The sequence below is a fragment of the Nitrobacter sp. genome (assembly GCF_051535215.1).
Taxonomy (GTDB): domain Bacteria; phylum Pseudomonadota; class Alphaproteobacteria; order Rhizobiales; family Xanthobacteraceae; genus Nitrobacter.
The window spans coordinates 428893-442572 of sequence record NZ_JBPPLY010000001.1; the positions used below are offsets into that span (position 1 = coordinate 428893).

Genomic DNA, 13680 nt, shown 5'->3' on the forward strand with positions numbered 1-13680 from the left:
GCCGCAATGCTCGCTTGGCAGGTCTCAGCCGCGGCCGACAAGAACGCGGTTTTACAGGAACGCCCCGGCGCTCGGTCCAAATTCAATCATCAAGCCGGTCTGTTGCGACAGCGCATCCCAGCGTCCTGCGAATGAATCTATTTGGATTTCTGCAGGGGGTAAGATTTAGCCCAAACGTCGATCTCGCTCGCAGCTTCGGCTTTGCGCGCTTTCTCTAATAGCGCCTGACGTTCAGGTCCCGGGTCGAGCGTTTCAGCTTCATCACGTGCATTTCGGGCGAACTCAGTCAGCCGGTCCGTCAAAGTCGTCTTTCGGAATTTGTCGAAACTCATGGATTGCCCTTCACTCTTGCGAGTGCCTTTCTCCCCTTTTGAGTGAGCAGCCGCCTGTTTCGCGAACGCAATCTTTCGCGCAATGACCGTGGCACAACATATGTCTTGCGCTTTGGTTCCGATCCGGCGCGGAACGGAATCTCATGGTCCCGCGTTTATGTACGGAATTGTTTGAGAACTATTTGAAAGGAATATCCAATGATGCGCAAAGTTCGACGCCTGCTGGAATCAGCGCTGGGGCTGCTCATTCCATCGCCGCCTCAGAAGCTTGTTCGGGCCGCTATCCGTCGTTCTCGAAAATAATCGGTGCAGGACGACGCGAAATGGTCCCGGTTTGCTGAAGCAGGGACCATTTTTCTACTGCGTGCTCAGCGATACGCCGAGTATATGAGCCTTGGCCGCCGTTGCACCCGGAGTGCGCTTCAGCTTTTTTGCAATCTTCGCGACGCCGGCCTTTTGTTTTGCAAGTGACTTAAGAGTCTTCACGTCGTCCCGGGTCCACTCGCGGCGGATTATCTTTGTCTTCTTGGACAAGTCAGCACTCCTATTGGTCGATGGGAGCGCGGTTTAACACAGCCGGTCCGATGAGCAAGGTCTGCTTGTCTCGCGGCGCGGTTGATGAAGCGGCCGCGTCGGAATGTGACTGCTGTCGTCTCACTGTTTCGACTGTCCTAAGACGATCACAGCACCCGTCAGTGCAGGGTCGTGAGGCTTCAGGCTGCTGAATTTTCCATCGTTCCAGTTGGCGAGACTGACCACCGAGCCCGTTGGCGCTTCCGCTGCCGCCACTGGCTCAGTCGATTCCAAAACCTTCAGGCCGCTCTCGTCGACAAAGAAGGTGTGGTCGCCGAATAGCTCGCACAGTTTCCGGGCGGCCGGATGATCGTCGGGAAGCACCTGTGCGTCCATCTGGTTCAGGGTCTGTTGCACCTGCTTCGCATTCAGTTTCATGGCGGCTCCTGGGTGCCGTTTCAAAGGGCTTTTACCGAGCTTTTGTGAACGAGCTCGCTTGATCAGGTTGTCTTCTTCGTAAACATGGTCAGGACGCCTTCCTTGTCGATATTGATGGCGACGACCTGGGCCGCGTTGCGACCTTTTGCTTTCAGAGCAGACACGGCTTCCGGGATCGCCTCGAGAGAGGCCCGCAGGGATTTGATTTCCTCCTGCTTAGTATTCGTGACGAGGGCATCGACCTGTGAGCGTACGTCCGCTTTCAACTCTTCCACGTCGATAACCTGGATACTTCGAATTGCCACACCTCCCTCGGACTTCGTCTGGGACTGTGAAGCGGGAGGTGAGGTTTGTGCGACCGCCAAAGACGATCCAGCTAAAAGCAAGGCGAGAACTGTTGATAATGTAAACGTGCGCATGATCTGCTCCGGTTCAGTTCGAGATGCGCATGAGATGTATCGTCGAAAAATGTCGAACGCCCGAGGTTTATGCGGTCATTCGGTGAATCTGATATGACCAGAATGTGCAAACGGAAATCTTCGGAAGCTGTCCGAAAGCACGCGTCAAGGTAAGATTGACGAGTGGCATGTCCGTCTCCCCGCAAACGTTCCAGCGGTTCGAATCGCGAACGGCATTGCGCGGTGGAGAAGGGCGTAATCGCGATTCGTATCGGCTCCGATTGGCTCATATCCGCCGTCGCGTCGCACGCAATCAACTTGTGATAGATGGGTTTCCGTTTTGACGGAAACAAACTGATCCGTTAGCTGCCATAGCCGTTCAAAGAACGGTGTTGATTCCGCTCGCCTCAAGTTTTGCAGCTTCTGATGGAATCAGAAGCGCGGTTTGATTTGATGCGTTTTATTGAAGCGAACCGGGTATCCACTCCGATCGAAAACGCTATATCTCTCGGTCATTCACGTCTTCGCTGAAAATTTTCAAAGACGTGGATGCACGGGATGAAGCCGGACATGACGGGTCGCTGATTCCCGCGTTGTCCAGTCTAGGCGCGCGCGCGTTCGTTGCGAATGGTCAGCAGTTCCACCGGGCGATCGGGAATTGCGATCCGGAACGTCGCGCCGATGGTGCCTTCCACCAGATTGACGTCGCCGCCATGCGCGCGCACCAGTTCCGCCGCGATCGCAAGGCCGAGGCCGCTGCCGCCCGGACGCGCCGATCCCTGGAACGCCTCGAACAGATGATTGCGGGCCTGTTGCGGCACGCCGGGGCCGGTATCGGAGATCTCGATGATCGTCACCGAACCCTCGCGTCGGCCGGTGATCCTGATCTGCCGGGCCGCGGCATCGCCTTGCGGCTGACTTTCCAGAGCCTGCGCCGCGTTGCGCACCAGATTGAGCAGAATGCGGAAAAGCTGATCCGGATCGGCATCGATTGTAAGGCCGCGCTCGATCGCGTTGATCCAGGTGATTGACCCTTCCGCGGCAAGTCCGGCCGACTCGCGCACCTCGTTGACGATCGGCTCGATTGCTATTTTCCTCCGGTCGGGCGCGGCCTCCTGCGCGCGACCGTAAGACAGTGTCGACTGGCAGAACGCGATGGCGCGCTCCAGCGAGCGCATCAGCTTCGGCGCGAATCGCTGCACCCGCGGATCGGGTACGCTGGCAAGCTGATCAGACAGCAACTGCGAGGACGCCAGCAAATTGCGCAGGTCGTGATTGATCTTCGACACCGCGAGGCCGAGCGCCGCGAGCCGGCTCTTCTGATGCAGCATCGACACCAGGTCGCGCTGCATGTCGGAGAGCTCACGCTCGGCGACGCCGATTTCGTCGCCACGCTGTGACGGCACGATGATCCGCGCCGAGCTCTCGGGATTTTGGTGGAAGCCCACAAGATTCGCGGTCAGACGCCGCATCGGGCGGACGAACAGATAATGCAGCGCCAGATAGACCAGCGCCGCGGTGAGAACCGCGATCGTCAGCGAGACCAGCAACAGGTTGCGCGAAAAACGGTACATCGACTGGCGCAACGGCTCCTCGTCGGTGACGACTTCGATGAACTGCGCACCGCGCGGACCCGGTCCGATGATGCGGATCGCCTGGTTGCCGCTCTCCAGCATGGTTTCGAACGAACCCATAACGGCCGACCACGGCGTCATGGTGCGGATGTCGATGTCATGGTCGATCGCTGCCGGCAGATCCGCGCTGGCGAGCAGGCGGCGCTGCTGGCCCATCTTGATGGCGACGGCCCGCGCGCCGATGCTGCCGAGAATTTGCCGCGCGAGCGAATCAGGCACTGTGCCCGACGGCGCCGCGTCGAGCACCAGCGCGGCCGTGTTTGCGGCCGCCAGGCGGTCGTTGAGGCGGTTCATCCGGAAATTGGCGATCGCCGGGACGTAGATCAGGATTTCAGCGATCATCACCAGCGGGATCGTCAGCAGCAGGAGCTTGCCGGACAGGCCGAGCCGGCCGCGCAATGACAAACGCGCTGCCCGCACCCGGAGTTGTTCGATCGCCTGTGACACGGCTGCCCTCCGCAGACCTGCGGCAAACTGACAGTGACCCGCATTTGTCCCGAACCGTTGGCCGGGAAAACTGCTGAAACACGTCGATAATATAAACCCAATGCGGGATTTGGCCAATTCGGCCATCGCGGGGAAACGCTAGAGGGCAAGATTGACGAAAAGAGGTCACTCCCTTATAAGCCGCGCCAACTGTCCGCGATGACCCGGTTTCAGCCGGGGCGGCTCGTTCGGGCCGAAATCGGCCTGGTTCGGGTCGGCATTCCCGGGCTTAACCTCAATATCAGGCGACTTGCCCGGTCAGCGGAGACCCCCGTGAAACGGACTTATCAACCCAGCAAACTGGTGCGCAAGCGCCGCCACGGCTTTCGTGCCCGCCTCGCGACGACCGGCGGCCGCAAGGTTCTTGCCGCGCGGCGCGCACGCGGCCGCAAGCGCCTGAGCGCCTGAGCAAATCTCCCCGAGATTTCAACATGGAGCGGTTGAGGCAGCGGGCGGATTTCCTCGCCGTTGCCAACGGGCTGCGGGTGAACACTCCCGCCTTCGTGGTGCAAAATCGCAGCCGCGACGATGACGGCCCGATCAGGATCGGCTTCACGGTGACCAAGAAGAACGGCACCGCAACCGAGCGAAATCGCATCCGCCGCAGGCTTCGCGAATTGGTGAAGCGCGTGGGCGCCTTATCCATGCGACCGCACAGCGATTATGTGGTAATCGGCCGCCGTGCTGCGCTCGACCGCGGTTTCGCCGTCATGCTCGATGACCTGCGTTCGGCGTTCCGTCGCCTCGATCGCCAGCATCCAGGATGATCGCGGGCATCAAGATCGGCGGTATCAACGGCGAATCGAGCTTCAACCCGAACCGAATGACGAGACCCTGAACCGAGATCGGAACGATGTCTGACAACCGCAATACCATCATCGCCGTCGTTCTGTCGGGCCTCGTCCTGATCGCCTGGCAGTATTTCTACAACATCCCGCAGATGGAAAAGGATCGGGTCGCGCAGCAGGCGCAGAGCCAGACGGACAAATCCCAGACCGAGCCGGCGAAAAATGCGCCCGGCCCCGATCACGCGGCGGCGGAAACCACGACGGTCAGCCGCGACGCCGCCATTGCGGCCACCCCGCGCATCAAGATCGACACCTCCCGGCTGAGCGGAAGCATTTCGCTGAAGGGCGCGCGCATCGACGATCTTTTGCTGACCAAGTTCCGCGAAACCGTCGACCCCACGTCGCCTGCGATCGAGCTGTTTTCGCCCTCCGGCACGGCCAATCCGTATTATGCCGAATTCGGATGGGTGCCGGCCGCCGGGTCGACCGTGAAACTGCCGGACCAGAATACCGTGTGGCAGCAGGAAGGGTCGGGCGCGCTGACGCAGTCCTCTCCCGTCACTCTGAAATATGACAACGGCGAAGGGCTGACCTTCCGTCGCACCGTTACGGTGGACGACCACTACCTGTTCACGGTCAAGGATGACGTCACCAACGCCGGCAACGCGCCGGTGACGTTGTATCCGTTCGCGCTGATCTCACGGCACGGCACGCCGGCGGTTTCCGGCTACTACATCCTGCATGAAGGTCTTATCGGCTATCTCGGCGACCAGAAGTTGCAGGAATATACCTATAAGAAGATCGACGAAGCGAAATCGGTCAGTTTCAACGTCACCAACGGCTGGCTCGGCATCACCGACAAATATTGGGCCTCGGCGTTGCTGCCCGAAACCAGCGCCCGATTGCAGGCCCGCTTCTCGTCCAACGAGGTCGGCAAGGTCAGGACCTATCAGACCGACTATCTGGAGGACGCGCAGACCATTCCGGCCGGCGGCACCGCTACGGCAAATACGCGCCTGTTCGCCGGCGCCAAGGAAGCCGGCGTCGTCGGCATCAATTTTCCGTTCGTGCAACTCGGCGGCTACAACAAGCAGCTCAGCCTCAACCATTTCGATCTGCTGATCGACTGGGGCTGGTTCTACTTCATCACCAAGCCGATGTTCCTCGCGCTGGATTTCTTCTTCCACCTGTTCGGCAATTTCGGAATCGCGATCCTGCTGGTGACCGTGCTGGTCAAGCTGGTCTTCTTCCCGCTCGCCAACAAGTCCTACGCCTCGATGGCGAAGATGAAGGCGGTCCAGCCGCAGATCAACGCGCTGAAAGAACGCTTTCCCGACGACAAGATGAAGCTGCAGCAGGAGATGATGGAAATCTACAAGAAGGAGAAGATCAACCCGATCTCGGGCTGTCTTCCGGTCGTCTTGCAGATTCCGGTGTTCTTCTCGCTGTACAAGGTGCTGTTCGTGACCATCGAAATGCGTCACGCGCCGTTCTTCGCCTGGATCAAGGACCTGTCCGCGCCCGATCCGACCCACGTCTTCAATCTGTTCGGGCTGCTGCCCTACGATCCCTCGACGGTGCCGTTGCTTGGTCCGTATCTGGCGATCGGCGCGTGGCCGATCATCATGGGCATCACGATGTGGTTCCAGATGAAGCTGAACCCGACGCCGCCGGACCCAACCCAGAAGATCATCTTCGACTGGATGCCGGTAATCTTCACCTTCATGCTCGCGGCGTTCCCGGCCGGTCTCGTGATCTACTGGGCCTGGAACAACACGCTGTCGGTGATCCAGCAGAGCTTCATCATGCGCCGCAATGGCGTGAAGGTGGAACTGTTCGACAACGTGAAGTCCACCTTCCGCCGCAAATCCTCCGACAAGCCGGCGAAGACGACGTAGCGTCTTCGTGGTTGCCGTTGCGCGAAGCTCAAGGGCGGCGCGGAGCGTCGTCCCAACGGCGACGAGGCTGTCCCGGACCAGGCCACGTCATGCAGGATTGCTTCGCCCGGGCAGAACCGGCTAAGCCGGTTCGGCCGCAAGCTCGGGAGCTATTCGTCTGAAAGCCCTTGCATGACAACGGACACCGATGCGGAACTGATGGAGCGGGGCCGGAAGCTGTTCGCTGGCGACTGGCAATTCATCTGGGCCTCGCCGTCGATCGAAACGCTGCCGCCCATGGCCGGCGTCGAGGTTGCGTTCGCCGGACGCTCCAACGTCGGCAAGTCCAGCCTGATCAACGCGCTGACCGGTCGCAGCGCGCTGGCCCGGACCTCCCGCACGCCCGGCCGCACCCAGGAGCTGATTTTCTTCGAGGGGCCGAAAAGCGCCGACGTCCGTCTTGTCGACATGCCCGGCTACGGCTTTGCATCGGCGCCGAAAGCCAGGATCGCGGCGTGGACCTCGCTGATCCACAAATTCCTGCTCGGGCGCGCCAGCCTTGCGCGCGTCTACGTGTTGATCGACTCCCGCCATGGCATCAAGGATACCGACCAGGACATCCTGACCACGCTCGACAGGTCCGCGGTCAGCTACCAGGTGGTGCTGACCAAGGCCGACGAGGTGAAGGCCCCTGAATTGGCGGAGCGTACGGATGCGACCAGGACATTGCTCGCCAGGCATCCCGCAGCATTTCCGGACGTGCTGGTCACCTCGTCGCGCACGGGAGCGGGGATGCCGGAATTGCGGGCCGCCGTGGCCCGCCTGATTGGAGAACATCAGCGATGACGCAGTTCGGCTTGTTTCGAATCGTCGTGTTGGCGGCGGGACTGATGGGCGCCGCCGGCGTCATCCTTGGAGCGGTGGCCGCCCACGTGACGACAGGCGGCACCCTGGTCCTGTCGGCATCTTCGATGCTGCTGTTTCACGCCCCCGCCGCGATCCTGGCGGTGCTTCTGGTAGATCGGCAGATCATTCTCCCGCGTCTCGGTCTTGTCGCCGCCGGCGGCTTTGTCGCGGGAGCGACCCTGTTCAGCACCGATTTGACGGTACTGCAATTCCTCAAACACCGGCTTTTCCCGATGGCCGCTCCATCCGGAGGGACGCTGATGATCCTGAGCTGGTTCTTGCTCGCGCTCGCCGCCATCTGGCCGCGCGCCGCGTCCCGTTCCTGATGACGGATTGCGAGCCGGCGGCTTTGCGGTCATGCCGCCGATCGGTTAGAACCCGACCCATCCCGCCGGCCAAGAGACCCGCTTCATGTCCGATGCCTCCAAAATCAGCCCGCTCGATCAGGCTCGCATCCTGTCCGAGGCGCTGCCGCATATGCAGCAATATGACGAGGAAACCATCGTCATCAAATACGGCGGCCATGCCATGGGCTCGGAGGATGTCGCCCGGCGGTTCGCCCGCGATATCGTGCTTCTGGAGCAGACTGCGATAAATCCGGTGGTGGTGCATGGCGGCGGCCCGCAGATCGCCACCATGCTGGAACGCCTCGGCATCAAATCGGAGTTCGCCGCCGGCCTGCGCATTACCGACGCCGCGACGATCGAGATCGTCGAGATGGTGCTGGCCGGTTCGATCAACAAGCAACTGGTCGGCTACATCAACGAAGCCGGCGGCAAGGCGGTCGGGCTCTGCGGCAAGGACGGCAACATGGTCACCGCCTCGAAGGCGACGCGGACCATGGCCGATCCGGATTCGAACATCGAGAAGGTCGTCGATCTCGGCTTCGTCGGCGAACCCGATAACGTCGACCTGACATTGCTGAACCAGTTGATCGGCCACGAACTGATCCCGGTGCTGGCGCCGCTGGCCACCTCCAAGGGCGGTCAAACCTTCAACGTCAATGCCGATATCTTCGCGGGCGCGGTCGCCGGCGCGCTGAAGGCCAAGCGTCTTCTGCTGCTGACCGATGTTCCCGGCGTGCTCGACAAGTCGAAGACCCTGATTCCGGATCTGTCGATCAGCGACGCGCGCAGGCTGATCGCCGACGGGACCATTTCAGGCGGCATGATCCCCAAGGTCGAGACCTGCATCTACGCGCTCGAGCAGGGCGTCGGCGGCGTGGTCATCATCGACGGCAAGACCCCGCATGCGGTGCTGCTCGAACTCTTCACCGACCAGGGCACGGGGACGCTGATCCACAAGTGACCGACGCGCGACCCCAGCAGCAGCGCGGCTTCGGCCACATCGACACCTGGGTGTTCGATCTCGACAACACGCTGTACCCTCATCACGTCAACCTGTGGCAGCAGGTCGACGCGAGAATCGGCGAGTACATCGGACAGTTTCTCGATGTCGATCCGATCGAGGCGCGACGCATCCAGAAGGATTACTACAAGCGCTTCGGCACCAGCATGCGCGGCATGATGACGGAGCACGGCGTCTCCGCTGACGATTATCTTGCTTACGTCCATCAGATCGATCACTCACTGCTCGAAGCCAATCCGACGATGGGCGCGGCGCTCGAAAGACTGCCGGGCCGCAAGCTGATCCTGACCAACGGCTCGACCGCTCACGCCGGCAAGGTGCTGGAACGGCTCGGCTTCGGGCACCACTTCGAGGCGGTGTTCGACATCATCGCTGCTGAGTTGGAGCCGAAGCCGTCGCCGCAGACCTATCGCCGCTTTCTCGAACGGCACCACGTCGATGCTGCAAAGGCGGCGATGTTCGAGGATCTGGCGCGCAACCTCGCCGTCCCGCATCAACTCGGCATGACCACCGTTCTGGTCGTACCGGACGGCACCCGGGAGGTCGTGCGTGAGGACTGGGAGATGGAGGGGCGCGGCGCGGCGCATGTCGACCACGTCACCGACGATCTGGCCCGGTTTCTGGCAGGGCTGACGACCCATTCGGCTTGACAGGCCTGTTCCCGTCCAAGAGAACAGCGCGTTGACAACTGCACGCGTGCAGTAGAGCCACAGGAAATCCGATGTCCCTCGCTTCCCTTGAGTCCACCATCAACGCCGCCTTCGAGGCCCGCGACACCGTTACGCCTGCGACCCGAGGCGAGGTGCGCGAGGCGGTGGATCAGGCGCTCGGCTTGCTCGACAAGGGCGAAGTCCGTGTCGCCGAGCGCGCGGCGGACGGCAAGTGGAGCGTCAACCAGTGGCTCAAGAAGGCCGTGCTGCTGTCGTTCCGCCTCAACGATATGACGACGATCCCCGGCGGTCCCGGCAAGGCCGCATGGTGGGACAAGGTGCCGTCGAAATTCGAGGGCTGGGACGAGAAAAGGTTTCGCGACGCCGGCTTTCGGGCCGTGCCCGGCGCGATCGTGCGCCGCTCCGCCTTCATCGCCAAGAACGCGGTGCTGATGCCGTCGTTCGTCAATCTCGGCGCCTATGTCGACGAAAGCACGATGGTTGATACGTGGTGCACGGTCGGCTCCTGCGCCCAGATCGGCAAGCGCGTGCACATCTCCGGCGGCGCCGGCATCGGCGGCGTGCTGGAGCCGCTGCAGGCCGGACCTGTCATCATCGAGGACGATTGCTTCATCGGCGCGCGCTCGGAAGTGGCGGAGGGCGTGATCGTGCGCAAGGGTGCGGTGCTGTCGATGGGCGTGTTCCTCGGCGCATCGACCAAGATCGTCGACCGCGAAACCGGCGAGGTCTTCATGGGCGAAGTGCCCGAATACGCCGTGGTGGTGCCGGGCGCGCTGCCCGGCAAGCCGTTGAAGAACGGCCAGCCCGGTCCCTCCACCGCCTGCGCGGTCATCGTCAAGCGCGTCGACGAACGCACACGCTCCAAGACCGGCATCAACGAACTGCTGCGGGACTAATGGAGTGAATTTGACATTCGCTACCTGCGTTGCAGCAAATCCGGCGAGCGAATGTCAAATTCAGAACTCCACTAGAAACTTAATAGTTGCTAGTGGTCCTTTGATTCTAACATTTGCAAGAATTCCTGCCGCAACGGGATGCAAATGTTAGAATCGGACCGCTATAGCGTTTTCGAGCGAAGTGGATACCGGTTCGCGTGAAGAAAACGCGTCAAATCAAGAGCCTAGATTCTTTCACTGTTTCCATGAAACGGTGAAAGACTCTAGAGCATGATCCCGCAAAGTGGGAACAGGTTTCCGGACGAGATCATGCTCCATCAATAACGGACCACCTATGGCCGCCGACGCTCTCTCCATTGCTCGCGATCTCGTCCGTTGCCCTTCGGTGACGCCCGCGGATGCCGGCGCGCTCGGCGTGCTCGAGACGCTGCTCAAGGCGGCCGGGTTCGAGGTGCATCGCGTCACGTTCAGCGAACCGGGCGCGGCCGACATCGACAATCTCTATGCCCGCATCGGCACGAGCGGTCCCCACATCGCATTCGCCGGCCATACCGACGTCGTACCTCCCGGTGAGGAGTCGGCGTGGACCCACGGCGCGTTTTCTGGTGACGTCAAGGACGGCTTTCTCTACGGGCGCGGCGCGGTGGATATGAAGGGCGGTATCGCCTGCAGCGTCGCCGCCGCGCTGGACTATCTGGCGGCGCATGGCGGCAAGCTCGGCAAAGACGGCAGGGGTTCGATCTCGTTCCTGATCACTGGCGACGAGGAAGACGTCGCCGTCAACGGCACCGTCAAGCTGATGCAATGGGCGGCGGCGCGCGGCGAAAAATTCGACCACTGCGTACTCGGCGAGCCCAGCAATGTCACGGAGCTTGGCGACTGCATCAAGATCGGCCGCCGCGGCTCGCAGTCCGGCACGCTGGTTGTCGACGGCGTGCAGGGCCATGTCGCCTATCCGCATCGCGCGGCAAATCCGATTCCGGACGTCGCTGCGCTGATCACCGCGCTGGTGAGCGAGCCGCTGGATCAGGGCAGCGCTCAGTTCCAGCCGTCGAACCTGGAATTCACCTCGGTCGACGTCGGAAATCCCGCAACGAACGTGATCCCCGGACAGGCGCGGGCGAAGTTCAACATCCGCTTCAACGACCATCACAACCAGGAATCGCTGCGGGCGCTGATCGAGGCGCGTGTCGCCAGGGCCGCCGGCAATCGCATGCGGACCCGGATCGTCTGGGAGCCTTCGAATGCCGACGTATTCGTGACCAGACCGGGCCCGTTCACCGATCTCGTGGTCGCGGCGATCGAGGAGGTGACCGGCCGCCGACCTGAGCTGAACACCGGCGGCGGCACGTCGGACGCGCGCTTCATCAAGGACTATTGCCCGGTGATCGAATTCGGCTTGGTCGGCCAGACCATGCACCAGATCGACGAGCGCACGCCGGTGGCCGATCTCGACAAGCTGACGCGAATCTATCGCGGCGTGCTGGATCGCTATTTCGCATGAGCGGCGCAATTCTTGTGCTCACCGCCATCGAGGAAGAACTCGACAAGGCGCGCGCGCCCGACCGCGTCAAGGTGGTCTATACCGGCGTGGGTAAGGTCAACGCGGCCAGCGCGACAATGCTTGCGCTGCTGACGCTGCGCCCGGCGCTCGTGATCAATTACGGCACCGCTGGAAAGATCAACGAGACGCTACAGGGGCTCGTGGAGGTGTCCGGCGTGGTCCAGCGCGACATGATGGCGATGCCGCTGGCGCCGCGCGGCCGCACCCCGTTCGCGCCGGAGCTCGATCAGTTGAACTCGGGTCAAGCCGGAGTCGTCTGCGGCACCGGCGACAGCTTCGTCACCACGTCGGATCCCTGGTTGATCGAGAACGGGATCGACGTCGTCGACATGGAGCTGTTTGCGATCGCGCAGGTTTGCCGGAGTCACGGCCTGCCGTGGCGCGCGTTCAAATTCATAACCGACGACGCCAATGACCTCGCGCATCAGGACTGGACCGCCAACGTGAAGGACGGCGAGAGCCTGTTCTGGGAAACATTGGACCGGATTCGTTCCTGAAGAGCGGTTTATTTGACAGAAGCGCTTTGAAACGTCGTGGCCGGGCTTGCCCCGGAAATCCATTCTTCATCAAAAATGCATGCGCGGGATCAAGTCCCGATTTGGTCGAGACTGAGAGGCGGCGGATCGGTGTCAATCGCGGGCCTATCGCCAGGTTTTCCATGCCCTTGATTCAGTCGAGGACGATGCAGGCCCGGCTTGCAGTGTGACAGAGAGGTTGCGGCGCTCTCGTCAGGCTCGACGATACGATCATCTCTCGGGTGGCCGAGACGGCCTCAAAGCGCATCGTCAGGATGTGATGGAGCGGCGGTCAGGCGCTTGATCCTGCGCCGGTAAGTTTCTGCGACGCGGGCGGATGTCGGGATCGTCTTGCGGCGTGTCCGATGGCCGCGCCGTGGGTGCGGGACTCTCGTCCGTGACCGGCATCACTGACGTCCCCAGGAGTGCAATCCAATATGACCGTGCTGGCTGAAGAGCCGGTTTAGTTCACAAAGGAGATGTCTATGCCGAAATTTTCGCTATCCGACATGACGACCAGGCGGCCAAAAGAGCCGTTCGATCCTGCTCTCGAAGCACCCATCGCGTTGACGCCCGATCAGCTCGAGGCGGTAGTCGGCGGTCTCGTCAACGTGGCGGGGTCGCTGCGGGACGTTGGCGGTCTGGGCACGATCATCGGCGGAGCCACGATCGGCGTCATTGCTCCACCTGTCAAGCCGTCGTTCCTCGCGTCGCTCAAAGCCTCCTGATGTCGTACGCTCCACCAAAAGGAGGCGCCCGCCTGGCCTCGGAAACCCTCGACTGTCCGAGTGCTCAGGCGGGCGCCGAAAATGCACGGGTCTACGGCGTGCGCACCGGCACTTCAGACGCACCCCGCATAGGTTACCTGACCGAGACGCAGGCTGTCTCTGAGAAGCTATTGGCCCTCTCAGGATCGGCAAAACCGACCGAAATCTTTCGGATCGCGGCGCCTTGCGCGATGACCGGTTGCAAACACTTCGAGGGCAATACATGCACGCTCGCCCAAAGAATCGTCGAAGGTTTGGCTCCCGTCGTCAACGCCCTGCCGTCTTGCAGGATTCGTCCGACCTGTCGCTGGTTTCGTCAAGAAGGCCGGAATGCTTGCCTCCGTTGTCCGCAAGTGATCACTGATAAGCCCGATCCGACGCCAGAAGAGAAGCGGATCGCAGACGATGAATAAAGATGCGAGGTCCTCATTTAAGGACCTCGCATCGCATTCATAGTTACGAAGCAGGACGGGTCTACCGAATAGGGCCGCCAGCCTTCGTAGGTACGTGAAGGCGGTCCAGAAGCC

At 61.5% G+C, this 13680-nt stretch carries 16 protein-coding genes; 11 read left to right on the top strand and 5 right to left on the bottom strand.

Annotation, left to right across the window (positions count from 1 at the left end; translation table 11 throughout):
* Positions 1–137 precede the first annotated feature (137 nt).
* The 5 genes from ACS3WB_RS02025 to ACS3WB_RS02045 form a co-directional block, all read right to left on the bottom strand.
* Positions 138–332 (bottom strand): hypothetical protein, encoded by a 195-nt coding sequence (locus ACS3WB_RS02025; protein WP_438273886.1) that lies wholly within the window; start codon positions 330–332, stop codon positions 138–140.
* A gap of 357 nt (positions 333–689) precedes the next feature.
* Complete coding sequence (locus tag ACS3WB_RS02030) at positions 690–866, bottom strand: hypothetical protein (protein WP_438273887.1); 177 nt, start codon at positions 864–866, stop codon at positions 690–692.
* A 120-nt stretch (positions 867–986) separates the two neighbouring features.
* The gene (locus tag ACS3WB_RS02035) at positions 987–1283 is read right to left on the bottom strand and encodes a hypothetical protein (protein WP_438273888.1); all 297 of its coding nucleotides are present in this window, start codon (positions 1281–1283) and stop codon (positions 987–989) included.
* Between the two features lie 62 nt (positions 1284–1345).
* Positions 1346–1702, bottom strand: a complete 357-nt coding sequence (locus ACS3WB_RS02040) for a hypothetical protein (protein ID WP_438273889.1) — start codon at positions 1700–1702, stop codon at positions 1346–1348.
* Between the two features lie 581 nt (positions 1703–2283).
* Positions 2284–3762 carry an ATP-binding protein gene (locus ACS3WB_RS02045; RefSeq protein ID WP_438273890.1) on the bottom strand — a complete coding sequence of 493 codons (1479 nt, stop codon included), beginning with the start codon at positions 3760–3762 and terminating at the stop codon, positions 2284–2286.
* Between the two features lie 312 nt (positions 3763–4074).
* On the opposite strand from ACS3WB_RS02045, the gene rpmH reads away from it, so the two are divergent.
* The 11 genes from rpmH (at position 4075) to ACS3WB_RS02100 (ending at position 13114) form a co-directional block, all read left to right on the top strand.
* A complete protein-coding gene (rpmH, locus tag ACS3WB_RS02050; RefSeq protein ID WP_006609582.1) occupies positions 4075–4209 on the top strand; it encodes a 50S ribosomal protein L34 in 135 nt (44 codons plus the stop codon).
* 23 nt (positions 4210–4232) lie between these two features.
* Positions 4233–4568 carry a ribonuclease P protein component gene (rnpA, locus tag ACS3WB_RS02055; protein WP_438273891.1) on the top strand — a complete coding sequence of 112 codons (336 nt, stop codon included), beginning with the start codon at positions 4233–4235 and terminating at the stop codon, positions 4566–4568.
* Positions 4569–4654: 86 nt separating this feature from the next.
* A complete protein-coding gene (yidC, locus tag ACS3WB_RS02060; RefSeq protein ID WP_438273892.1) occupies positions 4655–6487 on the top strand; it encodes a membrane protein insertase YidC in 1833 nt (610 codons plus the stop codon).
* A 171-nt stretch (positions 6488–6658) separates the two neighbouring features.
* Complete coding sequence (gene yihA, locus ACS3WB_RS02065) at positions 6659–7312, top strand: ribosome biogenesis GTP-binding protein YihA/YsxC (RefSeq protein ID WP_438273893.1); 654 nt, start codon at positions 6659–6661, stop codon at positions 7310–7312.
* Complete coding sequence (locus ACS3WB_RS02070) at positions 7309–7698, top strand: DUF423 domain-containing protein (protein WP_438273894.1); 390 nt, start codon at positions 7309–7311, stop codon at positions 7696–7698. Before yihA ends, ACS3WB_RS02070 begins: the two co-directional genes overlap by 4 nt.
* Before the next feature lie 85 nt (positions 7699–7783).
* Positions 7784–8680, top strand: a complete 897-nt coding sequence (gene argB, locus ACS3WB_RS02075) for an acetylglutamate kinase (RefSeq protein ID WP_438273895.1) — start codon at positions 7784–7786, stop codon at positions 8678–8680.
* Positions 8677–9390, top strand: coding sequence for a pyrimidine 5'-nucleotidase (locus ACS3WB_RS02080; protein WP_438273896.1), 714 nt, complete (start codon positions 8677–8679; stop codon positions 9388–9390). Before argB ends, ACS3WB_RS02080 begins: the two co-directional genes overlap by 4 nt.
* Positions 9391–9461: 71 nt before the next feature.
* The gene (gene dapD, locus ACS3WB_RS02085) at positions 9462–10307 is read left to right on the top strand and encodes a 2,3,4,5-tetrahydropyridine-2,6-dicarboxylate N-succinyltransferase (RefSeq protein WP_438273897.1); all 846 of its coding nucleotides are present in this window, start codon (positions 9462–9464) and stop codon (positions 10305–10307) included.
* A 334-nt stretch (positions 10308–10641) separates the two neighbouring features.
* A complete protein-coding gene (dapE, locus tag ACS3WB_RS02090) occupies positions 10642–11811 on the top strand; it encodes a succinyl-diaminopimelate desuccinylase (protein ID WP_438273898.1) in 1170 nt (389 codons plus the stop codon).
* Positions 11808–12368, top strand: coding sequence for a phosphorylase family protein (locus ACS3WB_RS02095; protein WP_438273899.1), 561 nt, complete (start codon positions 11808–11810; stop codon positions 12366–12368). The genes dapE and ACS3WB_RS02095 overlap by 4 nt, the downstream gene beginning before the upstream one ends.
* Positions 12369–12871: 503 nt before the next feature.
* Positions 12872–13114, top strand: a complete 243-nt coding sequence (locus ACS3WB_RS02100) for a hypothetical protein (RefSeq protein WP_438273900.1) — start codon at positions 12872–12874, stop codon at positions 13112–13114.
* The last annotated feature ends 566 nt before the right edge of the window (positions 13115–13680 follow it).